Origin of the sequence: Streptomyces mutabilis (genome assembly GCF_014649815.1) — a bacterium.
Classification (GTDB): Bacteria; Actinomycetota; Actinomycetes; order Streptomycetales; family Streptomycetaceae; genus Streptomyces; species Streptomyces mutabilis.
In genome coordinates, this window is the sequence record NZ_BMTT01000017.1 from 120,131 (window position 1) to 145,423 (window position 25,293).

Consider the following 25,293-nt stretch of genomic DNA (forward strand, 5'->3'; position numbering starts at 1 on the left):
TCCCCTTCTGTCCCTGTCCGTGCCCGGTCGCGCGTCATCTCTGTCCTCATTACGGTCGAAATGACCGTCGCCATTCGTCGGCGTGCTCGTCAACTCGTGTCATCGCGGCCCCACGGCGCGAACGGCCCGCGCCCCGCGGGTCTCCCCGTGAAGAGCGGCGACGCGATACCGTGGCGTTCCTTTTCCCCCACATGATCCTCGTGGCCGCTCTGGAGGTTCCGTGGTACAGGCGTACATCCTGATCCAGACCGAGGTCGGCAAGGCGTCGACAGTCGCCGAGACGATCAGCAAGATCCCTGGAGTGATCCAGGCCGAGGACGTGACAGGACCCTATGACGTCATTGTTCGCGCCCAGTCCGACACAGTCGACGAGCTGGGTCGCATGGTGGTCGCCAAGGTCCAGCAAGTGGACGGCATCACCCGTACTCTGACCTGTCCGGTCGTTCATCTCTAGCCCCCTTCCGCCCGCTCGCTCTCGCCACTCGGATCATCACCGCAGGCTGTCCCTCAGCAGACGACGGCGAGTCGGCGGTGGTTCCCGGCCCGGACACGAGGTCACCGAGCTGTACCGGAACCCGGACATGGTGCTGCCGCCGACGGGTGGCGGGCTGGGGAAACCCGCTGATCATACTGCGGAAGGCGATCCCCGAGGGGATCGCCTTCCGTACTGTGCGCGGGTGGGGGGTCAGCGCAGTCCGGTGGAGCGCCGCAGCGCTGCCTGGACCAGCCGGTCCACCAGTTCCGGGTAGCTCACTCCGGTCGCCTGCCACATCTGCGGGTACATGGAGATCGGCGTGAAGCCCGGCATGGTGTTGATCTCGTTGATCACGAACTCGTCGTCCTCGGTGAGGAAGAAGTCCGCGCGCACCAGCCCTTCGCAGGAGGCCGCGTCGAACGCCGCGACCGCGAGGCGCCGGACCTCGGTGGTCTCCTCCTCCGTGAGCGGGGCGGGGACGACACCGGGCGTGGAGTCGATGTACTTGGCCTCGAAGTCGTAGTACGCGTGCTCCGAGGGCGGCGGGATCTCGGCGGGGACGGAGGCCCGGGGGCCGTCCTCGAACTCGAGAACCCCGCACTCGATCTCCCGGCCGCGCAACGCCGCCTCGATGAGGATCTTGGGGTCGTGGCGCCGGGCCTCTTCGATCGCCTCGTCGAGGCCGGAGGAGTCGTCGACCTTGGTGATGCCGATCGAGGAACCCGCGCGCGCGGGCTTCACGAACAGCGGCCAGCCGTGCTCGCCGGCGAAGTCGACGACCTTCTCGCGGGCGGCGGAACGGTCCTGCTCCCACTCGCGGGGGCGGATCACCACGTACGGGCCGACCTTCAGTCCGTAGGAGGTGAACACCGCCTTCATGTACTCCTTGTCCTGGCCGACGGCCGAGGCGAGCACGCCCGATCCGACGTAGGGCACGCCCGACAGCTCCAGCAGGCCCTGGAGGGTGCCGTCCTCGCCGTAGGGGCCGTGCAGCACGGGGAAGACGACGTCGACCTCGCCCAGCGCCTTGGGCACCGAGCCCGGTTCGCTGTAGACGACCTCGCGGTTGGCCGGGTCGACGGGGAGCACCACGCCGCCCTCGGTCGACTCGGCCAGTTCCTCGACGTCGGGCGTACGGCGGTCGGTGATCGCCATGCGTTCCGGTTCGTCGGCGGTCAGGGCCCACCGGCCGTCCCGGGTGATGCCGATCGGCAGGACGTCGTACTTCGTCCGGTCGATGGCGGCGAGGACGGCGCCGGCGGTGACCACGGAGATCCCGTGTTCGGAGCTGCGCCCGCCGAACACGACGGCCACACGCGGCTTGCGAGGGGGCTGCTGCTCCGGACTCTGCTCGGGGCTCTGGGGGAGGTTCTCGGTGCTCATATCGCGTTGAGAGTACCCGCCCGAGGTGCCGCGAGACAGCGTCGGCGGGGCCGCGTGGCGCGAGCGGAACCCGGGCTCCCACCGCGTGTCGCTCAGCGTCGTTCGGGCTTCGCGCTGCGCGACATCAGCTCCTTGACCGCGACCACCGGAGCCTTGCCCTCGTGGACGATCGCGACGACCGTCTCGGTGATCGGCATGTCGACGCCGTACCTGCGGGCCAGATCCAGCACGGACTCGCAGGACTTGACGCCTTCGGCGGTCTGCTTGGTGACCGCGATGGTTTCCTGGAGGGTCATGCCCTTGCCCAGGTTGGTGCCGAAGGTGTGGTTGCGGGACAGCGGCGAGGAGCAGGTCGCCACCAGGTCGCCGAGCCCGGCGAGACCGGAGAAGGTCAGCGGGTCGGCGCCGAGGGCGACTCCGAGGCGGGTGGTCTCGGCGAGGCCGCGGGTGATGAGGGAGCCCTTGGCGTTGTCGCCGAGGCCCATGCCGTCCGCGATGCCGACGGCCAGCCCGATCACGTTCTTCACGGCGCCGCCCAGCTCGCAGCCGACGACGTCGGTGTTGGTGTACGGGCGGAAGTACTGCGTGTGGCAGGCGGTCTGGAGGCGCCGGGCGACCGATTCGTCGGGGCAGGCGACCACGGCGGCGGCCGGCATGCGGGCGGCGATCTCGCGGGCGAGGTTGGGCCCGGTGACCACGGCGATGCGCTCCGGGCCGACCTTGGCGACGTCCTCGATGACCTCGCTCATCCGCATCGCGGAGCCGAGTTCGACGCCCTTCATCAGCGACACCAGGACCGTGCCGGGCGCCAGCAGCGGCGTCCACTCGGCGAGATTGGCGCGCAGGGTCTGGGAGGGGACCGCGAGGACGGTGAAGTCCGCGCCCCGCGCGGCCTCGGCGGCGTCGGTGGTGGCCCGCAGGCCCGCGGGGAGTTCCACGCCGGGCAGGTAGTCGGGGTTGGTCCGGGTGGAGTTGACGGCGTCGGCGAGTTCGGCGCGGCGCCCCCAGAGGGTGACGTCGCAGCCGGCGTCGGCGAGGACCATGCCGAAGGCCGTGCCCCACGACCCGGTGCCGAAGACGGCCGCCTTGACGGGGTCGCTCACGTGCTCTGCCCTTCCGCCTGCTGCGGCTGCTCGTACTGCTTCTGTTCGCCCGGCGCCTGTTCGCCGCGCCGGTTCTGGGCCTGCGTACGGCGCCGCTGCTCGATCCGCTCGCGGCGGGGGTCGTAGGGCGTCTCGGGCGCCTTCTCGCCGCGGATCTCCTCCAGCTGGCGGGTGACGGCGGCCATGATGACCTCGGTGGCCTCCTTCAGCACCTCCGCGGTCATCTCCTTGTCGTAGAACCGCGACAGGTCGACCGGCGGGCCCGCCAGCACACGGTGGGTCTTGCGCGGGAGGAGGTGGGGCTTCTTGGCGTACGGCGGCAGGAGTTCGTTGCAGCCCCACTGGGCGACCGGGATCACCGGGCACTTGGTCTGCAGGGCCACGCGCGCGGCACCGGTCTTGGCGGTCATGGGCCAGCCGTCCGGGTCGCGGGTGAGGGTGCCCTCGGGGTAGAAGGCGACGCACTCGCCGCGTTCCACGGCGTCGATCGCGGCCCGGAAGGCGCTGAGCGCGTCCGTGCTCTCGCGGTAGACGGGGATCTGTCCGGTGCCCCGCATCGCGGCACCGACGAATCCCTTCTTGAAAAGCCCGCTCTTCGCCAGGAATCGCGGGACGCGCCCGGTGTTGTACTGGTAGTGCGCGTATGCGAAAGGGTCGACGTGCGAATTGTGGTTCACGGCGGTGATAAATCCACCGTCGGCCGGAATGTTCTCCATTCCCCGCCAGTCCCGCTTGATCAGAACCACGAGCGGCGGTTTGCAGATCACCGCGGCGAAGCGGTACCAGAAGCCGATTCTGCGGCGGGGCACGCTGACACCTTTCCTCCAGGGCCTGGGGCCGGACAAGTGTCGCCCCGGGCCGCCCGTCTGTCGAGAACACCGTACGCCCCGGCGAGTGAACCGGCGGATCCCCCAGGTGACAATGGCGGCGACGAGAGAAGGACGGAACGCTCGTGCAGTGGACCTTGGTCGTACCCGTGAAGCCCCTCGCCCGGGCCAAGAGCAGGCTGGCGGACACCGCGCACGACGGGGTGCGGCCGAGCCTCGCGCTGGCGTTCGCCCAGGACACCGTGACGGCCGCGCTGGCCTGCCCGGAGGTGGCGGATGTGGCAGTCGTCACGGACGACGTCCGGGCGGGGCGCGAGCTGGCGAAGCTCGGCGCCGGGGTCGTCCCGGACGAGCCTGGCGGCGGTCTGAACGCTGCCCTGGCGCACGGGGCGGCCGTGGTACGGGCGACGCGTCCCGCACGCCCGGTGGCCGCGCTCAACGCCGATCTTCCCGCACTGCGGCCGGCCGAATTGGCGCGCGTACTGGCGGCGGCCACGGAATTCCCGCGCGCCTTTCTCGCTGATGCCGCCGGAATCGGCACGACCCTGCTGGCCGCGGCGCCGGGCCGCGAATTGGATCCCGAATTCGGCATGGATTCCAGAGCTCGCCACCGCACGTCCGGCGCGGTGGAACTGCGGCTCGAAGGGGTGGATTCCGTACGGCAGGACGTCGACACCGGCGGCGATCTGCGCGCCGCGCTGGCGCTGGGGGTGGGGCCCCGTACGGCCGCGGTCGCGGCGCGGTTGCTGACCGCCGGGCAGTAGGCTGCCGCCATGCAGGCGACCGCATACACGTACGACCCGGAAGAGCGCAGCGGGCAGGTGCTGCTCGACGACGGCACACCGGTGCCCTTCGACGCGGCGGCGTTCGACGCGGGTGGCCTGAGACTGCTGCGGCCCGGGCAGCGGGTGCGGATCGAGACCGAGGGCTCGGGCGCGGACCGCCGGATCACGCTGGTGACGCTGCAGACGTTCTGACCGGCCGTTCCGACCGGCCGGGGGCTCCGCGCCCCGGGTGCGCACACGCCGCGGGCCGGACTCCGAGAGGGAGTCCGGCCCGGCGCGTGAGTGCCCCTGCGACCTGCCGCTCGTCGCTACTTCTTGCGGGCGGTGGCCTTCTTGGCGGTGGTCTTGCGGGCGGTCGACTTCTTGGCCGGGGCCTTCTTCGCCGTCGCCTTCTTCGCGGGTGCCTTCTGGGCCGTGGTCTTCTTCGCCGCCGTGGTGGTCTTGGCGGTGGACTTCTTGGCGGGGGCCTTCTTCGCCGTCGTCGTCTTCGCGGCCCCGGTGGTCTTCTTCGCGGTCGTCTTCTTCGCCGCCGCGGTCGTCTTCTTGGCCGCGCCCGTGGTCTTCTTCGCCGCGCCCGTGGCCTTCTTTGCGGCGGCCTTCTTGCCCGCGGCCTTGGCAATGGTGGGCGGCGGACCGGACAGACTGCCCTTGGGCGCCTTCTTGACCGCGATGTCGTTCTTCGGGAGCTTCTTCGAGCCGCTCACCAGGTCCTTGAAGCCCTGACCCGCGCGGAAGCGCGGCACGGACGTCTTCTTGACCCGAACCCGCTCACCCGTCTGCGGGTTGCGGGCGTAACGGGCCGGTCGGTCGACCTTCTCGAAGGAACCGAAGCCGGTGACCGAGACCCGGTCGCCCGCGACCACTGCGCGGACGAGTGCGTCCAGGACCGCGTCGACAGCGTCGGCGGCCTGCTGGCGACCGCCCAGCTTGTCGGCAATCGCTTCTACGAGCTGCGCCTTGTTCACGTCTTCCCCTTCGGAGACATCGCCAGAACGAATGTGTTCAAGCTTTTTCGCACGTTAGGCAGATATATACCGCAAATCAAACACGAAACGGGCTAATCACCCTTGTGCCGCAACGGACTCGGGCCGCCCCGGCCGGTTCAGCCGTCCTCTTCGGGGAAACGACCCTCGTCGAGGTCCGCGTTGAACCTCTCCAGGCGCCGTGCCGCACCGGCGAGATCGTGTTTGGCCGCGGCCGTAATGACCAGCAGCTTCCGGGTCAGCGCCATCCGTACGCCCTCCGGGACTTGCAGTGCGCGCACTCTTGTGTGCGCTTCCTTGAGCCGGGACGCGACCGCCGCATAGAGCTGGAGTTGGCCGTCGTGTTCCATGCACAGATTGTGCCATCTGGGGCGAGTTGTCGCCTGCGCAGGGGGCAACTGGCGCCTCGGACGGCCGTCCGACCACACCCGGAAACCGCGCCTCCATGACCCGCGTACCCCTTCAACCACGCCTCTAACGTGGGAAGTTGTCGGACACAGCAGAGGCACGCACGTGGAGACGGACGCAGAAAAGGCTGTACCCCCGATCGGTCCGATCGGGGGTACAGCCGGATGCTCGGGTGGCCGAAACTCGCCCTTGCGGGGGTCTCCGGGGAGGCCCGGAGATCAGAGCTGGACGGTCTGCGGCTTGAACGACGGACGCTGCGCCTCGTACGCGGCGATGTCAGCCTCGTTCTGGAGGGTGATCGAGATGTCGTCCAGCCCGTTCAGCAGCCGCCAGCGGGCGTTCTCGTCCAGCTCGAAGGAGGCGGTGATGCCCTCCGCACGGACCTCACGGGACTCGAGGTCGACCGTGACCTCGGCCTGCGGGTCCTTCTCCGTGAGCTCCCACAGCGCGTCCACGACCTTCTGGTCGAGGACCACGGTGAGCAGCCCGTTCTTCAGCGAATTGCCGCGGAAGATGTCGGCGAAGCGGGAGGAGATCACGGCCTTGAAGCCGTAGTTCTGCAGCGCCCAGACGGCGTGCTCACGGGAGGAGCCGGTGCCGAAGTCGGGGCCGGCGACCAGGACGGTCGCTCCCTGCCGCTCGGGCCGGTTGAGCACGAACTCCGGGTCCTTGCGCCAGGCCTCGAACAGCCCGTCCTCGAACCCGTCCCGGGTCACCTTCTTGAGCCAGTGGGCGGGGATGATCTGGTCGGTGTCGACGTTGCTGCGGCGCAGCGGGACGGCCCGGCCGGTGTGGGTGGTGAATGCTTCCATGACTCTCAGACTCCAGCGGGCGCGGGGACGTCGGCGGACAGGTCGGCCGGGGAGGCCAGGTGGCCCAGGACCGCCGTCGCGGCCGCGACCTGCGGCGACACCAGGTGAGTGCGGCCGCCCTTGCCCTGCCGCCCCTCGAAGTTGCGGTTGGAGGTGGACGCGGAGCGCTCACCGGGGGCGAGCTGGTCCGGGTTCATGCCCAGACACATGGAGCAGCCCGCGTGCCGCCATTCGGCGCCGGCCTCCTTGAAGACCACGTCCAGACCCTCGGAGACGGCCTGCAGGCCCACCCGCGCGGATCCGGGGACGACCAGCATTCGCACGCCGTCGGCGACTTTCCGGTCCTTGACGATCTCGGCGGCGGCGCGCAAATCCTCGATGCGGCCGTTGGTGCAGGAACCCACGAAGACGGTGTCCACCTTGATGGAGCGCAGCGGCTGCCCGGCCTCCAAACCCATGTACTCCAGGGCCTTTTCGGCGGCGAAGCGCTCCGAGGCGTCTTCGTACGAAGCCGGATCGGGGACGGCGGCGGAAAGCGGCGCACCCTGGCCCGGGTTGGTGCCCCAGGTGACGAACGGCGACAGTTCGGCGGCCTCGATGACCACCTCGGCGTCGAATTCGGCGTCGTCGTCGGTGCGCAGCGTCTTCCAGTACTCGACCGCCGTGTCCCAGTCGGCGCCCTCGGGGGCGTGCGGACGGCCCTGGAGGTAGGCGAAGGTGGTCTCGTCGGGGGCGATCATGCCCGCGCGGGCGCCGGCCTCGATCGACATGTTGCAGATGGTCATCCGGGCCTCCATCGAGAGCTTCTCGATGGCCTCGCCCCGGTACTCCAGGATGTAGCCCTGGCCGCCACCGGTGCCGATCTTCGCGATGATGGCGAGGATCAGGTCCTTGGCCGTGACGCCCTCGGGCAGTTCGCCGTTGACGGTGATCGCCATGGTCTTCGGGCGGGCCATGGGCAGCGTCTGGGTGGCCAGCACGTGCTCGACCTGGGAGGTGCCGATACCGAACGCCAGCGCGCCGAAGGCCCCGTGCGTGGAGGTGTGGGAGTCACCGCAGACCACGGTGGTGCCGGGCTGGGTCAGGCCCAGCTGCGGGCCGACGACGTGCACGACGCCCTGCTCGACGTCGCCCAGCGGGTGCAGCCGGACGCCGAAGTCCGCGCAGTTCTTGCGCAGCGTCTCCAGCTGGGCCCGGGAGACCGGGTCCGCGATGGGCTTGTCGATGTCGAGGGTCGGGGTGTTGTGGTCCTCGGTGGCGATGGTCAGGTCGAGCCGCCGCACCGGGCGGCCGCTCTTGCGAAGGCCGTCGAAGGCCTGCGGGCTGGTCACCTCGTGCAGCAGGTGCAGATCGATGAAGAGGAGGTCGGGCTCGCCCTCGGCGCGCCGGACGACGTGGTCGTCCCAGACCTTCTCCGCGAGTGTCCTACCCATCGCTTTCCCTCCGGCCGGCGACAACGCGACGGCCCAACTAGAGATCTTGGGGAAGCGGCGCCCTCACCCCTGTGTTTCCGGGCGACCGCCACCAGGCCCTTTCGTCACGGGCCGCTGTGACTTCCTGCCGTCAAGAGTGGCGGGTTCCACGGAAAATTGAACTTGCGTTTCACAGAGTGAGACGGGAGTATCGTTGCATGGACAACAGTAGCGGCGTCGGCGTTCTGGACAAGGCGGCCCTCGTCCTGAGCGCTCTGGAGTCCGGCCCGGCCACCCTCGCGGGGTTGGTCGCGGCGACCGGACTGGCACGACCCACGGCCCACCGCCTGGCCGTGGCGCTGGAACACCACCGCATGGTGGCGCGCGACATGCAGGGCCGTTTCATTCTCGGCCCGCGTCTGGCCGAGCTGGCCGCGGCGGCCGGCGAGGACCGTCTGCTCGCCACGGCGGGCCCGGTGCTCACCCACCTCCGTGACGTGACGGGCGAGAGCGCCCAGCTCTACCGCCGCCAGGGCGACATGCGCATCTGCGTCGCCGCGGCCGAGCGCCTGTCCGGCCTCAGGGACACGGTCCCGGTCGGCTCGACGCTCACGATGAAGGCCGGTTCCTCGGCGCAGATCCTCATGGCCTGGGAGGAGCCCGAGCGCCTCCACCGCGGCCTCCAGGGCGCCCGCTTCACGGCGACGGCCCTGTCCGGCGTACGGCGCCGGGGCTGGGCCCAGTCGATCGGCGAGCGGGAACCGGGCGTCGCGTCCGTCTCCGCGCCCGTGCGCGGCCCCTCCAACCGCGTGGTCGCCGCCGTGTCCGTCTCCGGCCCCATCGAGCGCCTCACCCGCCACCCGGGCCGGATGCACGCCCAGGCGGTCATCGACGCCGCCGGCCGCCTCTCCGAGGCCCTGCGCCGCACGGGCTGACCCGGCTCCCGGGTACGCGACCGGGAACGGGCCCGCCTCAACGCCGCGGCGAGCCCTGCCTGTTCGCCCCTGAGCGCTGAGCGGTTCCCGGAGCCAAACGCGAAGGGGGCTCCCACCTGAGTGGGAGCCCCCTTCGGACTCGTACCCCCGACCGGATTCGAACCGGCGCTACCGCCTTGAGAGGGCGGCGTGCTAGGCCGCTACACAACGGGGGCTTTGCGGATGTTCTCCGCGGTGCAGATAAGCTCTGCGAGCTGGCCTACCAGGACTCGAACCTAGACTAACTGAACCAGAATCAGTCGTGCTGCCAATTACACCATAGACCAATGTGGTTTAGACCAGTTTGTACCCCCGACCGGATTCGAACCGGCGCTACCGCCTTGAGAGGGCGGCGTGCTAGGCCGCTACACAACGGGGGCCCTAGCGATCCTGCATCGGGGTCGGCGGGAGCTACCCTGACCGTCCCCGCGGGAAGGATCTGTACCCCCGACCGGATTCGAACCGGCGCTACCGCCTTGAGAGGGCGGCGTGCTAGGCCGCTACACAACGGGGGCTTTGCGGATGTTCTCCGCGGTGCAGATAAGCTCTGCGAGCTGGCCTACCAGGACTCGAACCTAGACTAACTGAACCAGAATCAGTCGTGCTGCCAATTACACCATAGGCCACTGGAACGCAAGCCCCTGGGGGGATCTTGTTCTAGCTTCGCGCTTCCGGTTCCCGGCCCTTTCGGCCCGCTCCCCGGCGGCGCAGAAAGAACATTACCCGAAGGTGGACGGGGCTCCAAAACGGGTATCGGCACCGAGGAGCGCCGGGAGTTCGGAGAGCGACGCGATACGGCGCGGTCCGGCGGGCGGATCGAGGGTCGCGCAGGCACCGCCGCGGTCGATCCACACCGAGAGCAGCCCGGCGTCGGCGGCGCCTCGGCCGTCGATTTCCGGGTGGTCGCCGACGTAGGCGACCTCCCGGGGGGCGAGGGAGAGGGCGTCGCAGGCCGCGAGGAAGGCGCCCGGCTCGGGCTTGGAGACGCCCAGCTCGGCGGCGCACAGGATGGCCTCGAAGCGGTCGTGCACCCCGAGGACGCGCAGTTTGCGGTCCTGGACGGTGAGGCTGGAGTTGGAGAGCACCGCGTGCCGGTGGCTGTCGGCGAGGGCGTCGAGGACGGGCATCACGTCCGGGAAGAGGGACCAGGCGGCCTCGTAGTGCGTGACGTAGCGCTGGAACCAGTCGTCGGCCTCGGCGTCCGTCAGCTCCGGCCGGCCCAGGAAGACCCGGGTGCGGTCGCGGCGCTGTGTGACGAAGTCGGCTTCACCGGCCGCGAATCTGGCCCACTGCTGGTCGGTGATCTCCCGCCAGCGCGCCAGGGCCTCCTCGGCCGTCCCGTACCCGGCGAGCAGCCCCTCAGCCACCAGGTGGGCGCGCATGCCCTCGCGGTCGGCGGTGGTGTAGTCGAAGAGGGTGTCGTCCACGTCCCAGACCACGGCGCGAATGCTCATGGTCCGACGGTAACGCCGCCGGGCCCGCCGCGTCCGGCCGTACGGCGAAGGGGCGGCTCCAGGAAAGCGCGAGGGGGCGGCCCCGGAAGTCCGGGGCCGCCCCGAGGGCGCGGGTGCCGTGCGCGTCAGGCCGCGAGCCTCGCCAGCGCCGCGTCGATCCGCACCAGCGCCTTCTCCTTGCCCAGGACCTCCAGGGACTCGAAGAGGGGCAGGCCGACCGTGCGGCCGGTGACGGCCACGCGGACGGGGGCCTGGGCCTTGCCGAGCTTGAGGCCGTGGGCCTCGCCGGCGGCCAGGACGGCCTCCTTCAGGGACTCGGGGGACGTCCAGTCGGCCGCGTCCAGCTTCTCGCGGGCGGTGCGGAGCAGGGCGTCCGAACCCTCCTTCATGGCCTTGGTCCAGGACGCCTCGTCGAAGACCGGCTCCGGCAGGAACAGGAAGTCGACGTTGTCCGTGATCTCGGAGAGGACCTTCAGGCGGGTCTGCGCGTGCGGCGCGATCGCCTGCCACTTCGCCTCGTCGAAGTCCTCGGGCGCCCAGGGGGCGACGGGGGCCTTCAGCCACGGGCGGCAGCGCTCGGTGAAGTCCTTCACCTCGAGCATGCGGATGTGGTCGCCGTTGATCGCCTCGCACTTCTTCAGGTCGAAGCGGGCCGGGTTGGGCTGGACGTCGGAGACGTCGAAGGCCGCGACCATCTCCTCGATCGTGAAGATGTCCTGGTCGGCGGAGAGCGACCAGCCGAGCAGGGAGAGGTAGTTGAGCAGGCCCTCGGGGAGGAAGCCGCGCTCGCGGTAGAGGTTCAGGCTCGACTGCGGGTCGCGCTTGGAAAGCTTCTTGTTGCCCTCGCCCATGACGTACGGCAGGTGGCCGAAGACGGGGATCTCCTTGGCGACGCCCAGCTCGATCAGCGCCTTGTACAGGGCGATCTGGCGCGGGGTGGAGGAGAGCAGGTCCTCGCCGCGCAGGACGTGGGTGATCTCCATCAGGGCGTCGTCGACCGGGTTGACCAGCGTGTAGAGGGGGGCGCCGTTGGCGCGGACGATGCCGTAGTCCGGGACGTTCTCCGGGAGGTAGGTGATCTCGCCGCGGACCAGGTCCGTGAAGGTGATCGTCTCGTCGGGCATCCGGAAGCGGATGATGGGCTCGCGGCCCTGGGCCTTGTACTCCCCGACCTGCGCGTCGCTCAGGTCGCGGCAGTGGCCGTCGTAGCCGGAGGGCTTGCCGGCGGCGCGGGCGGCCTCGCGGCGGGTGTCCAGCTCCTCCTGCGAGCAGTAGCAGCGGTAGGCGTGGCCGGCGTCCAGGAGCTTCTGCGCGACGTCCTTGTAGATGTCCATGCGCTGCGACTGGCGGTACGGCGCGTGCGGGCCGCCGACCTCGGGGCCCTCGTCCCAGTCGAAGCCCAGCCAGCGCATCGAGTCCAGGAGCTGGTTGTACGACTCCTCGGAGTCGCGGGCCGCGTCGGTGTCCTCGATGCGGAACACCAGCCTGCCCTGGTGGTGCCGGGCGAACGCCCAGTTGAACAGGGCGGTGCGGACCAGGCCCACGTGGGGGTTGCCGGTGGGGGAGGGACAGAATCGGACGCGTACTGGGGAGCCGGGTGCGCTAGCCACGCTTGACAACCTTGTTGGTGAGAGTGCCGATGCCTTCGATGGTGACGGCGACCTCGTCGCCGACGTTGAGGGGGCCGACCCCAGCCGGGGTGCCCGTGAGGATCACGTCGCCGGGGAGCAGCGTCATGGCCTCGGAGACGTTGACGATCAGGTCCTCGATGGAGTGGATCATCTCGCTGGTGCGGCCGAGCTGGCGCTGTTCGCCGTTGACCGTCAGCTGGATGGTCAGGTCGGCCGCGGCCGCGATGTCGATGTCCGTCTCCACCCAGGGGCCCAGCGGGCAGGAGGAGTCGAAGCCCTTGGCCCTGGCCCACTGCTTCTCGCGGCGCTGCACGTCGCGGGCGGTGACGTCGTTGGCGCAGGTGTAGCCGAAGATCACGTCCTTGACGCGGTCGCGCGGGACCTCTCGGCACATGCGGCCGATGACGACGGCGAGCTCGGCCTCGTGGTGCACTTCCTCGGAGAAGGAGGGGTACTGGATGGCGTCGCCGGGGCCGATGACCGAGGTGGACGGCTTGAAGAAGGCGAACGGGGCGTCGGGCACCTCGTTGCCGAGTTCACGGGCGTGTTCGGCGTAGTTGCGGCCGAAGGCGACGACCTTGTTGGGGAGGACGGGCGGCAGCAGCCGCACCTTGCTCAGGGGCACCTTGGTGCCGGAGAGCTCGAAGTCCGCGAACGGGATGCCCTTGATGATGTCCAGGACGAGCTGGTCCGGCTGGTCGCCCTCGACCGCGCCGAAGGCGACGTTCCCGTCGATGGAGAACCTGGCGATGCGCACGGGTTGCTTGGCCCCTTGCTGAGCTGGCTGGAGTCTGACGCTCCAGGCTAACGCGGCGAAGGGCGGGCGCCTCGCGCATCACCGACGTGGCCCGGGTGGAGGGGTTGTCGTGGCGCGGGCGCCCTGGTGTTCCGTGCGGCCGGCTGAACGTGCGGCGGCCGGCCGGCGTACTACTTCGCGGCGGAGGCTCCGACCGGCATCTCCATGAGGACCGTGCGGCGGGGGTTGGCGGTCTGGGCGGGGAGCTCGACGGCGTGCTCCGGCTGCTCCGGCGTCTGCAGTCCGTCGGCGCCGTCGAGGTGCGCCAGCGTCGTGCGTCGCGGGTTGGCGATCTTGTGGAACATCATCGTCGTCTTCACGGTTGTACGGAACCTTGTCGTGTCCGGGCGCCGGAGAGGTGCAAGAACCCCTGCGAGGGCGCGGGTTGTCGGTTTTGCCTTCTCTGTAAAGCGTCAGGCTAAACATGCGATTCCCCGCCTCCCCGGGCGGGGCCCATGATCGGCATGTGAGTTTGCTCACTTATCAAGGGTCAAACCGGTCAATTCCGGCTCGCGCAGCACCCTGACGAAACCGACATTACCCACCTGAAGCCATCATTCCGCTCCTGATCATGTCGACTGGGACACCCTCTCCACATCGACGAATCGCGGGCATACGCCCCTTTTGTTGTTGATCATTTTCTACGTCCGGTGACTCGACCCTCACGTGCTGTCACCTGTGTCACGGCCTGCCCCATGGGCCTTGTTGGAGATCCGGCACTGTGCTGGAATTCCACGGACCGCCGCGGGATCGAGCCGGCGCACAGGGGGCGCACACCAGCGCCGAGCGGCGGCTAGAAGGGGGAACCAGCGCCGGTCACTCACGACCACAACGGGGGCGTTTTCAGGGCGCCCCTATGACGCCGACACCGTGCCCAGTCGCTCACGCGGCCGGGTGCCTGGTCCAGAGGTTGCGACGCTAGTGCAGGGACGTTTCAAGAGGGATGGCAGCGCTTCGGCGGAGCCGGAGCCGCAGCACGGCGGGACTGGCCCCAAGGCCGTCAGCTCCTCGCCCCAGCACGCCCAGAACCCGGGCCAGGCCCAGTCGAGCGACAACGGGGACGGCACCGGGCGCCCCGGCCAGGGCGCGACCTCCCCCGCTTCCGGCCAGCAGCCGCCCGTGAAGCCGGCCAAGGGCTCGACCGGCCCCGGCCCGCGAATAGCCCTGCGCAACTGGCGGATCTCCACCCGTCTGGTGTCGCTGCTCGCGCTCCCGGTGGTCGCGGCCACCTCGCTCGGCGCGATGCGCATCAGCCAGTCGATGGACGACATCCAGCAGCTCGACAACATGAAGCTGCTGACGGAGATGACCAAGCAGGCCACCGAGCTGGCCGCCGCGCTCCAGGAGGAGCGCGACCAGTCCGCCGGTCCGCTGGCCCACGGCTCGTCGTCCGGCGCGATCGCCGTCAAGGGCGACCGGGAGAAGACCGACCGGGCCCGCAAGAACTTCCTCGACAGCTCCGAGGCGATCGACGCCGCCAGCAAGGACGGCAACCTCGTCGGCGTCCGCGACAGCCTCGTCGGCCTCGCCGGCGACCTGAACGACCTGGAACGGATCCGCAGCACCGCCTACGAGGCCGAGGGCAACTCGACCCAGACCATCGAGGCCTACCACCGCCTGATCACCCACCTGCTCGATCTCTCGCAGGACATGGCGGAGGCGACCAGCAACCCCGAGATGATCCAGCGCACGCGCGCCCTGGCGTCGTTCTCCTCGGCCAAGGAGTACGCGTCCATCCAGCGCGCGGCCCTCGCGGCGGCGCTCCCCGCGAACACCACCAGCAAGCCGGACCTCGCGGAGAACGACCGGCTCTACGCGCAGTCGGCGTTGCAGAGCCAGTCGTCCGAGATCCGCAGCTTCACCAGCATCTACGGCGACGGCGCCGAAGAGCTGCTCAAGCCGATCTCCGAGGGCAACCCGGTGATCGAGTCGTCCGACCAGTACGCCAGCCGGGCCCTGGGCCAGACCAACGGCCTGGCGGACCTGAAGGTGCGGTCCTACCAGGACTGGCTGGACGACAGCTCCACCAAGATCCAGCAGATGAAGAACATCGAGCTGAAGCTGCTGGAGGACATGGAGCAGCAGGCCCGTGAGCTGCGCAGCGAGTCCGAGCGCGAGGCGATCATCTCGGGTGTCGTGATCCTGCTGGTGCTCGGTGTCTCCCTGGTCGGCGCCTTCGTCGTGGCCCGCTCCATGATCCGCTCGCTGCGCCGGCTGGAGGACACCGCGACCAAGGTCGCCCAGGACCGCCTGCCCGAGCTGGTCAAGCAGCTCTCCGAAACCGACCCGCAGGACGTCGACACCTCGGTGGAGTCGGTCGGCGTGCACTCCCGGGACGAGATCGGCCGAGTGGCCGCGGCCTTCGACGACGTGCACCGCGAGGCCGTCCGCCTCGCCGCCGAGCAGGCCCTGCTGCGGGGCAACGTCAACGCGATGTTCACCAACCTCTCGCGCCGTTCCCAGGGCCTCATCCAGCGTCAGCTCTCGCTCATCTCCGAACTGGAGTCCCGCGAGGCCGACCCGGACCAGCTCTCCTCGCTCTTCAAGCTCGACCACCTCGCGACGCGCATGCGCCGTAACGGCGAGAACCTCCTCGTCCTCGCCGGTGAGGAGCCGGGCCGGCGCTGGACCCGGCCGGTCCCGCTGGTCGACGTGCTCCGTGCCGCCGCCTCCGAGGTGGAGCAGTACGAGCGCATCGAGCTGGCCTCCGTGCCGACCACCGAGGTCGCCGGCCGGGTGGTCAACGACCTCGTGCACCTGCTCGCCGAGCTGCTGGAGAACGCCACCTCGTTCTCCTCCCCGCAGACCAAGGTCAAGGTCACCGGTCACGCGCTGCCCGACGGGCGGGTACTGATCGAGATCCACGACACCGGAATCGGCCTCTCCCCCGAGGACCTCGCCGCGATCAACGAGCGGCTCGCCGCGCCGCCCACCGTGGACGTCTCCGTCTCCCGCCGCATGGGCCTGTTCGTGGTCGGCCGCCTCTCGCAGCGCCACGGCATCCGCATCCAGCTGCGTCCGTCCGACTCCGGTGGTACGACCGCGCTGGTCATGCTGCCCGTCGACGTCGCCCAGGGCGGCCGCAAGCCGCAGCCCAAGCAGGGTCAGCAGGGCGCCGGCAACGGCGGTCCGGCCGCGGCCCAGGCGGCCGCGGGTGTCGCGGCGGCCCGGCGCGGTGGCGGCCAGGGCGGCGGTGCCTTCGGCGGTGGCGGTGCCCTCGGCGCCGGTGCGCCGGGCGGCGGCCGGCTCGCCGCCGGCCAGGGACCGCGGGCCGCACTGCCGGGGCGTGACGCGGGCGGTCGCCCGGGTGCGCCGGGCGGCGCGCGCGGACCCCAGACTTCCGCGGACCCCGGGCAGCAGAACCGGCCGGCCCCGGCCGGTGCCGGACAGGCGCCCGGTGCCCCGCAGGGCCTGCAGGCCACGGGCATGAACGCGCCGCAGGGCAACACGCCGCAGGGCCAGGACATGTTCGGCGGCGGACGCGGTCCCTCCGCACCGCCGCAGCGCGGGAAGCGCCGGGGCAACGCCGACGGTGAGCAGGGCCGCCGTCCTCAGCTGCCGCCGCGCGGCGGATCACGGGCCGAGCTGCCCGGCGGCAACCCGCAGCCCCGCACGCCCAGCTGGAGCGACGAGAACGCGCAGCCGTCCGTGCCGCGCGCCTCGCTCGACGGCCCGCGCGGCCACGAGGAGCCGGACAGCGGCCGTACGGACCGCAAGCCGCGCCACGACGACCGGCAGGGTCCCGGCTCGACCACGGAGATGCCGGCCGTCCCCAGCCTCGGCGAGGTCCAGGGCCCCGGCGCCACCGCCGAGTTCGCCCGTCCGGACTTCGACGCCCCGGCGCCGCGCCAGGAGGACCCGCAGAGCACCGGCCGGTTCGCCCAGCCGGCCCAGGACCCGTTCGGTCAGGACCAGTACGGCACGAGTGCCCCGCGCAACGACCAGTTCGCGCGCCCCGAGCCGGCCGCCCCGCAGCAGAACGGCACCTTCGTCCGCTCGGACGTCTTCGGCGAACAGCCGGGGCAGGCGGGTCCGGACGACCCGGCCTCGACCGGCGGCTTCGCCCAGGACTACGACAACGGCTCGACCGGGCAGCACCGCCTTTCGGAGCGCCAGACCCCGGACACCACCGGCCAGTTCGAACCCCCGCAGTTCGGCGGCACGGGCGGCAACGACCTCGCCGCCCCGCAGCCGCCCGCGCCGCCGCAGCGTCCCGCCGCTCAAGAGCCCCGGACCGGAACCGCGGCGCAGCGGCCGAACGACGGCTGGGCACTGCCCCCGGCCTCCGGCCCCGGCGACGGCCGTACCCCGCTGTACGACACGCTGGAGACCAACTGGTTCCAGGGCGACCGTGAGGCGCGGGATCAGCAGAACGCCCCCGCCACGGCCCCGGGGCCGCAGGCCGTCCAGCCCCAGAACCCGGCGGCCCCCCAGCGGACCGCCGCCTCCGCCTGGCGCAGCTCGCCGAACGACGACCTCGTACGGCAGGCCGAGCGCGTCCGGCAGCCGGCCGCGGGCGGGATCACCACCTCCGGCCTGCCGCGCCGGGTGCCCCGGGCCAACCTGGTCCCGGGCACGGCTCAGCAGCAGTCGAACCAGAACGGTCCGCAGGTCTCCCGTGCGCCCGACGACGTGCGCGGCCGGCTGACCAATCTCCGTCGGGGAATCGCACAGGGCCGTCAGGCCGGTACCAACCAGACCGGCAGCTACCCGCGGCCCTCTCACCAGCAGGAGCGTTAGTTGAGCCCGATGAGCCAGGCGGCACAGAACCTCAACTGGTTGATCACGAATTTCGTGGACAACACCCCGGGGGTGTCCCACACCGTCGTCGTGTCCGCCGACGGACTCCTCCTGGCGATGTCGGAGGGCTTCCCTCGCGACCGCGCGGACCAGCTCGCGGCCGTCGCCTCGGGCCTGACCTCGCTGACCGCCGGGGCGTCCCGGATCTTCGAGGGCGGCAACGTCGCACAGACGGTCGTGGAGATGGAACGCGGGTTCCTCTTCCTCATGTCCGTCTCGGACGGCTCGTCGCTGGCCGTCCTCGCCCACCCGGAGTGTGACATCGGCCTCGTCGGCTACGAGATGGCGCTCCTGGTCGACCGCGCGGGCGCGGTCCTGACGCCTGACCTGCGCGCTGAGCTACAAGGAAGTCTGCTCCACTGATCGGCCCCGGCACCACCCGTGTCACCAAATCACCGTCCGGCCGCCACAATCCCCCCACCGGCCTCGTCAGACGGCACGACTGCCAACCTGCTGTCCCGCCCGGAGGATTCATGACCCCGCCCACCGCCTCTCATGATCCGTACGCGGAGCCGTACGAGGACGAGGGCGACCAGCCGCTGGTACGTCCCTACGCGATGACCGGTGGCCGGACCAGGCCGCGCTATCAGCTCGCCATCGAGGCGCTGATCAGCACGACGGCCGACCCGGCAGCGCTCATGGGGCTCCTTCCCGAGCACCAGCGCATCTGCCACCTGTGCCGCGAGGTGAAATCGGTGGCCGAGGTGTCGGCCCTGCTGGCCATGCCGCTGGGTGTGGCCCGGATCCTGGTCGCGGACCTCGCGGAGGCCGGCCTCGTCGCGGTTCACCAGCCGGGCGGCGACGAGAACAACGGCGGTGCGCCGGACGTGACACTGCTCGAAAGGGTGCTCAGTGGACTTCGAAAGCTCTGACGGAGGGCGGGCGACCACCTCCGCGAAGATCGTGGTGGCCGGCGGTTTCGGCGTCGGCAAGACCACGTTCGTGGGCGCCGTCTCCGAGATCAATCCGCTACGCACGGAGGCCGTGATGACCTCCGCCAGCGCGGGGATCGACGACCTCACGCACGCCGGGGACAAGACGACCACCACGGTCGCCATGGACTTCGGACGCATCACGCTCGACCAGGACCTGATCCTGTACCTGTTCGGCACGCCCGGCCAGGACCGTTTCTGGTTCATGTGGGACGACCTGGTACGCGGCGCCATCGGCGCGGTCGTGCTGTGCGACACCCGTCGGCTGGCCGACTGCTTCCCGGCGGTGGACTACTTCGAGAACAGCGGTCTGCCGTTCGTCGTCGCGCTCAACGGCTTCGACGGCCAGCAGCCGTACTCGCCGGACGAGGTGCGGGAGGCGCTGCAGATCGGCCCGGACACCCCGATCATCACGACCGACGCCCGGCACCGTGCCGACGCGAAGAGTGCCCTGATCACGTTGGTCGAGCACGCGCTCATGGCGCGTTTGCGGTAGGTACGCAAGCCGTCGCAGCCAAGTCGGCAGGGCTCTAAGGCAGTTGCGGTAGACGGGACGGAGCCGTCTGTGTCCTTTGACACGGTCGGCTCCGCCGTTCATAACGTTTCGGCAGAGGAATCGGGTGGTATCGACACTCGTCGCGGTCAACTGGTCTCGCTGCGCGCACGAACGCCCCGTCTTTTGACGGGCCTCGCTCTTTATGACCGTTTTATCGGGGGCTTACATCACGTGTAACCCCCGCGCTCCACTGTTTGGAAGAGCGCAGGTCGCCGTGCTGGAATGCCAGAACTGCCCATTGGTCAATGACGCACGAGACGTACTCAGCGGTAGCACGTACTCGTCGACGGACTGGGCTCTGAGACACAGCGGCACGACGTAGGTGCCGACCGCCGAGAGGTTGTTGGTCGAGTGAGGCGAAGCAAGAACGGTCCCGAGCCATCGGCCCGGGGCAACTTCACCCCGCCGCCGCGTACAGCGGCGCCCGCCCCCGTGCCCGCTGCGGAACCAACGGAGAAGCCCGCCCCGAGCGGCAGCCGCCTCTCCCCACGCAATTGGCGGGTGACCACTCGGCTGAACGCGATCCTGCTCATACCCGTACTGGTCGGCCTGGTCATGGGCGGCTTCCAGGTGAAGAGCTCGATCGACACCTGGCAGGACGCCGAGGACGCCGAGAGCACCGCGCGTCTGGTGCAGGCCTCGCTGAACTACGCGCACGCCCTCTACAACGAGCGCGACACCACCGCCGCCCCGCTCCTGCAGGGCAAGGGCCAGAAGGACAGCACCGTCACCAAGGCCCGCCAGGCGACCGACCAGGCGGCCGACGTCTTCGACGAGGCGGCACAGGGCATGCCGTCCAAGCCTGGCCTGGAGCGCCGGCTGAAGGTGTTCCGGGAGCAGGAGCCCAAGCTCCAGTCGCTGCGTGTGGCCGCCTACACCTCCAAGCTCAAGGGCGTGGAGACCGAGGAGGGCTACACCGGCGTCGCCCACCCCTTGATGGAGTTCGCCAACGAGCTCGGTCTGGGCACCGGAAACATCACCTCCTACGGCCGTACCGTCTACGCGATCTCCCTGACCAAGGCGGCGCTCTCGCTGGAGCGTTCCATCGGCATGCACATGCTGGTCAAGCCGGGTCCGGAGCCGAGCCACCTCGCCAGCCAGCGCGTCGCCCTCTCCTCGTACGCCTACCTGGAGCGGATCGCGGTCGAGGAGTACATCGGGGGCGGCACCGAGGCGGACGCGCAGAAGCTCGAGGACGCCGAGGCGCAGCTCAAGGAGGACGGCGCGGCCATGGCCGAGGAGGCCAAGGCCAAGGACCCGGACTATGTCCCGCCGCCCACCAACCCGACCACGATGGTGTCGGAGCTGGCCCAGCTGAGCTCTACGGACCGCAGTGCGCGGGCCGACCTGGCCGACCAGGGCATCACACCGGAGAACTGGTGGGCGGTCAACACCCTCAAGTTCGACGCGTACCAGAAGATCGAGTCGGACCTGGCCGACAAGGCGGTGACCGAGGCTTCGACTATCGCGGACGACGCCGAGCGGGACGCCTACATCACGGGTGCCGCGGTCGTGATCGCGCTGCTCGCCGCCTTCATCCTGGCCGGTATGGTGGCCCGGCAGATGAGCCGCTCCATGCGCCAGCTGCGCACCGCCGCCTTCGGCATCGCCGAGCAGCGGCTGCCGATGCTGGTCGACCAGCTCTCCCGCACCGACCCCGGCCGGGTCGACACCCGGGTCGCGCCGATCCCGATCACCTCGACCGACGAGATCGGCGAAGTCGCCCGCGCCTTCGACCAGGTGCACCGCGAGGCGGTTCGACTCGCCTCCGAGCAGGCTCTGCTGCGGGGCAACATCAACGCGATCTTCACCAACCTGTCGCGCCGCAACCAGTCGCTGATCGAGGGCCAGCTGACCCTGATCACCGACCTGGAGAACAACGAGGCCGACCCCGACCAGCTGGAGAACCTGTTCCGGCTGGACCACCTGGCCACCCGTATGCGCCGCAACGGCGAGAACCTCCTGGTCCTCGCCGGCGAGGAGCCCGGCCGCCGCTGGGACCAGCCGGTCCCGCTGGTCGACGTGCTGCGCGCCGCCTCCTCCGAGGTGGAGCAGTACGAACGCATCGAGCTGTCGGGCGTGCCCGAGGCCGAGATCCACGGCCGCGCCGTGACCGACCTCGTGCACCTGCTCGCCGAGCTGCTGGAGAACGCCACCACGTTCTCCTCCCCGCAGACAAAGGTCCGCGTCACCGCGACCCGTCTTCCCGACGGCCGCGTGATGGTCGAGATCCACGACAAGGGCATCGGCCTGACCGCCGAGGACTTCGCGGACATCAACCACAAGCTGGCCAACCCGCCGACCGTGGACGCCGCGATCTCGCAGCGCATGGGCCTGTTCGTGGTCGGCCGGCTGTCCGACCGGCACGGCATCCGCGTCCAGCTGCGCCCCTCCGGCGAGCAGGCGGGCACCACCTCGCTGGTCATGCTCCCGGACGCCATCACCCACGGTGGCGGCGGCGAGCAGCAGCGCGACGAGTTCACCGTCTCGCAGATCATTCCGGAGCAGCACGTCCAGGGCGAGAACTTCTCCCAGGTCGGTCAGCCCATGCGGACCGCCGCCGAGCTCGGCTTCGACGACAGCCGGTACACCGAGGTGCCCGACGACATCCGCGACCTCGATCCCGTCGGCCGCTCGCTGCTGCGCGACGAGCGCCGCGCGGCGCTGGAGGTCCAGTCGCACCCCGAGGGCACCGGCCCGCAGGAGCACGGCGGCCGCGAGGACACCGCCGCATCCGGCTACCAGGACCAGTTCACCGGGCAGCAGCCGGTCTACGACCAGGGCGCCGGAGGCTACCAGGAGCAGCAGACCGGCGCCTTCGACCAGCAGTCGGCGTACGCCGACCAGCAGCAGGCGGCGTACCAGGAACCGCAGCAGCAGGCATACGACGAGCAGTACTTCGCGCCGAACGGCGGTCTGGGCGAGGGCTACGCGACGGGCGGCGGATACCCGGACACCTCTTACACGGGATCGGACCGCAACGGGCACCAGCCGGCCGGCGCCGGCGCCCAGGAGGGCTACTCGGCCTTCGAACAGCGCCGCCACCAGGACGACTGGCCGCAGCAGGACGGTTACCGGAACGGTTATCCGGACCAGTATCCTGCCGGTACCCCGGACGCTGGATCCGCGCAGGCCGCTGACGTGAGCGAGGCGGACCGCGTAGGCTTCGACCGTCCGGGTGCGGCCCCCTCCGCCGCCCACGAGCTGACCGACGCCGGTCTCCCCCGCCGCGGGTCCCCCGCGGGTGGCGCCGGTGGTGCAGGGCACGTGGGCCAGGAGACGCCGGCCGCCGCGGCGGGTGCCGGCGAGGACAGCTGGCGGTCGGCCAACGACGACCGCTGGCAGCAGGCCGCACAGCTGCGCAAGCCCAAGGCGGGCGGGGTGACCTCCTCGGGGCTGCCGCGCCGGGTACCCAAGGCCAACCTGGTCGAGGGCACCGCCGAATCCACTCCACAGGGGGGCCCGCAGGTCTCCCGCGCTCCGGAGGACGTCCGGGGCAGGCTGAGCAACCTGCGGCGCGGCGTCGAACGGGGCCGCAACGCAGGCAGTGAAACGAACGGCCAGGACACAACGAATGAACACCGTGGTCCTGACAGCACCTACAACCAGGAGCGTTAGTGTGAGCCCGATGAGCCAGGCGGCACAGAACCTGAACTGGTTGATCACCAACTTCGTGGACAACACCCCGGGGGTGTCCCACACGGTGGTGGTCTCCGCCGACGGACTCCTTCTCGCGATGTCCGAAGGGTTTCCGCGCGACCGCGCCGACCAGCTCGCGGCCGTCGCCTCCGGCCTGACCTCGCTGACCGCGGGTGCCTCGCGCATCTTCGAGGGCGGCAGCGTGAACCAGACGGTTGTGGAGATGGAGCGGGGGTTCCTCTTCATCATGTCCATCTCCGACGGGTCCTCCCTCGCGGTTCTCGCACACCCGGAGGCGGACATCGGTCTTATTGGGTACGAGATGGCCCTTCTGGTGGACCGTGCGGGCACGGTCCTGACGCCCGATCTGCGGGCTGAGCTACAGGGCAGCCTTCTCAACTAAAGGACAGACGGTGCGTTTTGGCGTCCCGTGGCCGTAAAGTTTCGGGACGCGGCTCCACAGTGATGGATGCCAGGCACAGTCGGAGGAGGAAAAAGTGGCAACACCCCCAGGCGATCCGTCTTCGGACAACTGGTCGTACGGCCCTGTCCAGGGTCCGAACGACGGCTCGACGAACGGGTACGGCTACCCCTCCGTCCCGGGCCACCGGCAGCCGTACGCACCGCAGGGCCCCGGCCCCGCGCCGTACGACCAGCCGCAGGCTCCGCGCATCCAGCCCGTGCAGCCGCAGCGCCGCACCCCTGAGCCGACGCCCGCGGGGGCGTCGAACAACCCCCTGGTGCGCCCGTACGCCATGACGGGCGGCCGCACCAGGCCGCGGTACCAGCTCGCCATCGAGGCGCTGGTGCACACCACCGCGCAGCCGCACCAGATGCAGGGCCAGTTGCCCGAGCATCAGCGGATCTGCAACCTCTGCCGGGAGATCAAGTCGGTGGCCGAGGTCTCGGCCCTCCTGACGATCCCTCTCGGCGTGGCCAGAATTCTCGTCGCCGACTTGGCGGAGGCGGGACTGGTCGCCATTCATCAGCCCGGCGGCGACGAGAACGCCGGCGGCCAGCCAGACGTGACACTGCTCGAAAGGGTGCTCAGTGGACTTCGCAAGCTCTAGCGGCGGTCCTTCCCGCTCCACCACTTCCGCGAAGATCGTGGTGGCGGGCGGCTTCGGCGTGGGCAAAACCACGTTCGTCGGCGCTGTCTCGGAGATCAATCCGCTGCGCACCGAGGCCGTGATGACATCCGCGTCCGCGGGCATCGACGACCTCACTCACACGGGGGACAAGACGACCACGACGGTCGCCATGGACTTCGGACGCATCACGCTCGACCAGGACCTGATCCTGTACCTCTTCGGCACGCCCGGCCAGGACCGTTTCTGGTTCATGTGGGATGACCTGGTGCGCGGCGCCATCGGGGCGATCGTGCTGGTCGACACGAGGCGGCTCGCCGACTGCTTCCCCGCCGTCGACTACTTCGAGAACAGCGGTCTGCCGTTCGTGATAGCGCTGAACGGGTTCGACGGGCAGCAGCCGTACAATCCGGACGAGGTCCGGGAGGCGCTGCAGATCGGGCCGGACACGCCGATCATCACGACGGATGCGCGGCATCGGGCCGACGCGAAGAGTGCCCTGATCACGCTGGTCGAGCACGCGCTCATGGCGCGGTTGCGCTAGCGCCAGCCGCTCAGCCTGCGCCCACCCGTGCCGGGATGGGCATCGCCCCCTGCGGCCACTGGGCTGCCGGGGGGCGGTTTCGTTGCCGGGTGCGGGTGCGTCGTGGCTGGTCACGCAGTTCCACGCGCCCTTCCCTCAGTTCATACGTAGAGGCCCCCTCCCGAGCGGAAGGGGGCCTCTACGTGTGTGTCAGTCAGCGCCAGCTGTGCGGCGCGCGGAAGCCCGGTTCGCGTTCCAAGCGGCGCCAGCCTGCTCGGACGCGGCCGCCGCCGTGGGTCGGGGCGATCTCGGCGGGGCGGGCGGCGGCGCGGGCCAGGAGGAGGGCCGTGATGGCTGCGACCTCCTCGGGCTCGGCGTGGCCCTTCTCGACGCGGATGTCGGGAATGGACATGGACGTGGCTCCTCGGGTCACTGCGGCGGGTTGCCGTGCTTGCGGGAGGGCAGGTCGGCGTGCTTGGTCTGCAGCATCGCCAGGGACCTGATGAGCACCTCGCGCGTCTCGGCGGGGTCGATGACGTCGTCTACGAGACCGCGTTCGGCCGCGTAGTACGGGTGCATCAGCTCGGTCTTGTACTCCTTGACCATGCGGGCGCGCGTGGCCTCGGGGTCCTCGGCCTCGGCGATCTGGCGGCGGAAGATGACGTTGGCCGCCCCCTCCGCGCCCATCACGGCGATCTCGTTGGTCGGCCAG

The 25,293-nt window shown here is 70.3% G+C and carries 25 protein-coding genes and 5 tRNA genes; 12 read left to right on the plus strand and 18 right to left on the minus strand.

What is annotated here, in order from left to right; translation table 11 throughout:
* Nucleotides 1-220 precede the first annotated feature (220 nt).
* Complete coding sequence (locus tag IE142_RS27905; protein WP_019328745.1) at nucleotides 221-454, plus strand: Lrp/AsnC family transcriptional regulator; 234 nt, start codon at nucleotides 221-223, stop codon at nucleotides 452-454.
* Nucleotides 455-685: 231 nt separating this feature from the next.
* Here the strand turns inward: IE142_RS27905 and IE142_RS27910 are convergent, their stop codons facing one another.
* The 3 genes from IE142_RS27910 to IE142_RS27920 form a co-directional block, all read right to left on the minus strand.
* The gene (locus tag IE142_RS27910) at nucleotides 686-1,858 is read right to left on the minus strand and encodes a D-alanine--D-alanine ligase family protein (RefSeq protein ID WP_191888317.1); all 1,173 of its coding nucleotides are present in this window, start codon (nucleotides 1,856-1,858) and stop codon (nucleotides 686-688) included.
* A gap of 92 nt (nucleotides 1,859-1,950) precedes the next feature.
* Nucleotides 1,951-2,961, minus strand: coding sequence for an NAD(P)H-dependent glycerol-3-phosphate dehydrogenase (locus IE142_RS27915; RefSeq protein WP_191888318.1), 1,011 nt, complete (start codon nucleotides 2,959-2,961; stop codon nucleotides 1,951-1,953).
* Nucleotides 2,958-3,770, minus strand: a complete 813-nt coding sequence (locus tag IE142_RS27920; RefSeq protein WP_191888319.1) for a lysophospholipid acyltransferase family protein — start codon at nucleotides 3,768-3,770, stop codon at nucleotides 2,958-2,960. Before IE142_RS27920 ends, IE142_RS27915 begins: the two co-directional genes overlap by 4 nt.
* Nucleotides 3,771-3,913: 143 nt before the next feature.
* Between IE142_RS27920 and cofC the strand changes: the two genes are divergently transcribed.
* Nucleotides 3,914-4,552, plus strand: coding sequence for a 2-phospho-L-lactate guanylyltransferase (cofC, locus tag IE142_RS27925; RefSeq protein WP_191888320.1), 639 nt, complete (start codon nucleotides 3,914-3,916; stop codon nucleotides 4,550-4,552).
* Nucleotides 4,553-4,561: 9 nt separating this feature from the next.
* Nucleotides 4,562-4,765, plus strand: coding sequence for a hypothetical protein (locus IE142_RS27930; protein WP_043379509.1), 204 nt, complete (start codon nucleotides 4,562-4,564; stop codon nucleotides 4,763-4,765).
* 116 nt (nucleotides 4,766-4,881) lie between these two features.
* Here IE142_RS27930 and IE142_RS27935 read toward each other — a convergent pair whose 3' ends face one another.
* The 4 genes from IE142_RS27935 to leuC all read right to left on the minus strand — a co-directional run bounded on the left by IE142_RS27935 (nucleotide 4,882) and on the right by leuC (nucleotide 8,209).
* Complete coding sequence (locus IE142_RS27935) at nucleotides 4,882-5,538, minus strand: HU family DNA-binding protein (protein WP_191888321.1); 657 nt, start codon at nucleotides 5,536-5,538, stop codon at nucleotides 4,882-4,884.
* Between the two features lie 137 nt (nucleotides 5,539-5,675).
* Nucleotides 5,676-5,906, minus strand: a complete 231-nt coding sequence (locus tag IE142_RS27940) for an SCO5555 family protein (RefSeq protein ID WP_043379514.1) — start codon at nucleotides 5,904-5,906, stop codon at nucleotides 5,676-5,678.
* A gap of 276 nt (nucleotides 5,907-6,182) precedes the next feature.
* On the minus strand, nucleotides 6,183-6,776 hold the full coding sequence (gene leuD / locus IE142_RS27945; protein WP_191888322.1) for a 3-isopropylmalate dehydratase small subunit: 594 nt from the start codon (nucleotides 6,774-6,776) through the stop codon (nucleotides 6,183-6,185).
* A gap of 5 nt (nucleotides 6,777-6,781) precedes the next feature.
* Complete coding sequence (leuC, locus tag IE142_RS27950) at nucleotides 6,782-8,209, minus strand: 3-isopropylmalate dehydratase large subunit (protein ID WP_191888323.1); 1,428 nt, start codon at nucleotides 8,207-8,209, stop codon at nucleotides 6,782-6,784.
* 197 nt (nucleotides 8,210-8,406) lie between these two features.
* Here leuC and ndgR point away from each other — a divergent pair, with 197 nt between their 5' ends.
* Nucleotides 8,407-9,123 carry an IclR family transcriptional regulator NdgR gene (ndgR, locus tag IE142_RS27955; RefSeq protein WP_010984119.1) on the plus strand — a complete coding sequence of 239 codons (717 nt, stop codon included), beginning with the start codon at nucleotides 8,407-8,409 and terminating at the stop codon, nucleotides 9,121-9,123.
* Nucleotides 9,124-9,265: 142 nt separating this feature from the next.
* Here ndgR and IE142_RS27960 read toward each other — a convergent pair.
* The 9 genes from IE142_RS27960 to IE142_RS28000 all read right to left on the minus strand — a co-directional run bounded on the left by IE142_RS27960 (nucleotide 9,266) and on the right by IE142_RS28000 (nucleotide 13,363).
* A tRNA-Glu gene (locus IE142_RS27960) sits at nucleotides 9,266-9,338 on the minus strand.
* 39 nt (nucleotides 9,339-9,377) lie between these two features.
* Nucleotides 9,378-9,449: transfer RNA gene (locus IE142_RS27965), tRNA-Gln, on the minus strand.
* Nucleotides 9,450-9,469: 20 nt separating this feature from the next.
* Nucleotides 9,470-9,542: transfer RNA gene (locus tag IE142_RS27970), tRNA-Glu, on the minus strand.
* A gap of 62 nt (nucleotides 9,543-9,604) precedes the next feature.
* Nucleotides 9,605-9,677 (minus strand) — tRNA-Glu (locus IE142_RS27975).
* 39 nt (nucleotides 9,678-9,716) lie between these two features.
* Nucleotides 9,717-9,788 (minus strand) — tRNA-Gln (locus IE142_RS27980).
* 93 nt (nucleotides 9,789-9,881) lie between these two features.
* Nucleotides 9,882-10,616, minus strand: a complete 735-nt coding sequence (locus IE142_RS27985) for an HAD family hydrolase (protein ID WP_191888324.1) — start codon at nucleotides 10,614-10,616, stop codon at nucleotides 9,882-9,884.
* Nucleotides 10,617-10,741: 125 nt separating this feature from the next.
* Nucleotides 10,742-12,226 carry a glutamate--tRNA ligase gene (gltX, locus tag IE142_RS27990; protein ID WP_191888325.1) on the minus strand — a complete coding sequence of 495 codons (1,485 nt, stop codon included), beginning with the start codon at nucleotides 12,224-12,226 and terminating at the stop codon, nucleotides 10,742-10,744.
* The gene (locus IE142_RS27995; protein ID WP_191888326.1) at nucleotides 12,219-13,004 is read right to left on the minus strand and encodes a fumarylacetoacetate hydrolase family protein; all 786 of its coding nucleotides are present in this window, start codon (nucleotides 13,002-13,004) and stop codon (nucleotides 12,219-12,221) included. Before IE142_RS27995 ends, gltX begins: the two co-directional genes overlap by 8 nt.
* Before the next feature lie 170 nt (nucleotides 13,005-13,174).
* Nucleotides 13,175-13,363 (minus strand): hypothetical protein, encoded by a 189-nt coding sequence (locus IE142_RS28000; RefSeq protein WP_191888327.1) that lies wholly within the window; start codon nucleotides 13,361-13,363, stop codon nucleotides 13,175-13,177.
* A gap of 601 nt (nucleotides 13,364-13,964) precedes the next feature.
* Between IE142_RS28000 and IE142_RS28005 the strand changes: the two genes are divergently transcribed.
* The 8 genes from IE142_RS28005 to IE142_RS28040 all read left to right on the plus strand — a co-directional run bounded on the left by IE142_RS28005 (nucleotide 13,965) and on the right by IE142_RS28040 (nucleotide 24,602).
* Entirely contained in the window at nucleotides 13,965-17,783 is a 3,819-nt protein-coding gene (locus IE142_RS28005) for a sensor histidine kinase (RefSeq protein ID WP_191888328.1), read from the plus strand.
* Between the two features lie 9 nt (nucleotides 17,784-17,792).
* On the plus strand, nucleotides 17,793-18,206 hold the full coding sequence (locus IE142_RS28010; protein ID WP_003973453.1) for a roadblock/LC7 domain-containing protein: 414 nt from the start codon (nucleotides 17,793-17,795) through the stop codon (nucleotides 18,204-18,206).
* 110 nt (nucleotides 18,207-18,316) lie between these two features.
* Nucleotides 18,317-18,715 carry a DUF742 domain-containing protein gene (locus IE142_RS28015; RefSeq protein WP_019328729.1) on the plus strand — a complete coding sequence of 133 codons (399 nt, stop codon included), beginning with the start codon at nucleotides 18,317-18,319 and terminating at the stop codon, nucleotides 18,713-18,715.
* Nucleotides 18,696-19,271 (plus strand): GTP-binding protein, encoded by a 576-nt coding sequence (locus tag IE142_RS28020; protein WP_003973455.1) that lies wholly within the window; start codon nucleotides 18,696-18,698, stop codon nucleotides 19,269-19,271. Before IE142_RS28015 ends, IE142_RS28020 begins: the two co-directional genes overlap by 20 nt.
* Nucleotides 19,272-19,682: 411 nt before the next feature.
* Nucleotides 19,683-22,949 carry a sensor histidine kinase gene (locus IE142_RS28025; protein ID WP_191888329.1) on the plus strand — a complete coding sequence of 1,089 codons (3,267 nt, stop codon included), beginning with the start codon at nucleotides 19,683-19,685 and terminating at the stop codon, nucleotides 22,947-22,949.
* 10 nt (nucleotides 22,950-22,959) lie between these two features.
* Entirely contained in the window at nucleotides 22,960-23,373 is a 414-nt protein-coding gene (locus IE142_RS28030) for a roadblock/LC7 domain-containing protein (protein WP_004983065.1), read from the plus strand.
* A gap of 94 nt (nucleotides 23,374-23,467) precedes the next feature.
* Nucleotides 23,468-24,040, plus strand: coding sequence for a DUF742 domain-containing protein (locus IE142_RS28035; RefSeq protein ID WP_191888330.1), 573 nt, complete (start codon nucleotides 23,468-23,470; stop codon nucleotides 24,038-24,040).
* On the plus strand, nucleotides 24,021-24,602 hold the full coding sequence (locus IE142_RS28040) for a GTP-binding protein (RefSeq protein ID WP_009314218.1): 582 nt from the start codon (nucleotides 24,021-24,023) through the stop codon (nucleotides 24,600-24,602). The genes IE142_RS28035 and IE142_RS28040 overlap by 20 nt, the downstream gene beginning before the upstream one ends.
* 193 nt (nucleotides 24,603-24,795) lie before the next feature.
* Here IE142_RS28040 and IE142_RS28045 read toward each other — a convergent pair whose 3' ends face one another.
* A complete protein-coding gene (locus IE142_RS28045; RefSeq protein WP_043379547.1) occupies nucleotides 24,796-24,993 on the minus strand; it encodes an acyl-CoA carboxylase epsilon subunit in 198 nt (65 codons plus the stop codon).
* A gap of 17 nt (nucleotides 24,994-25,010) precedes the next feature.
* Nucleotides 25,011-25,293, minus strand: a 283-nt coding sequence (locus tag IE142_RS28050; protein ID WP_306432611.1) for a carboxyl transferase domain-containing protein, incomplete at its 5' end; no start/stop codon positions are given.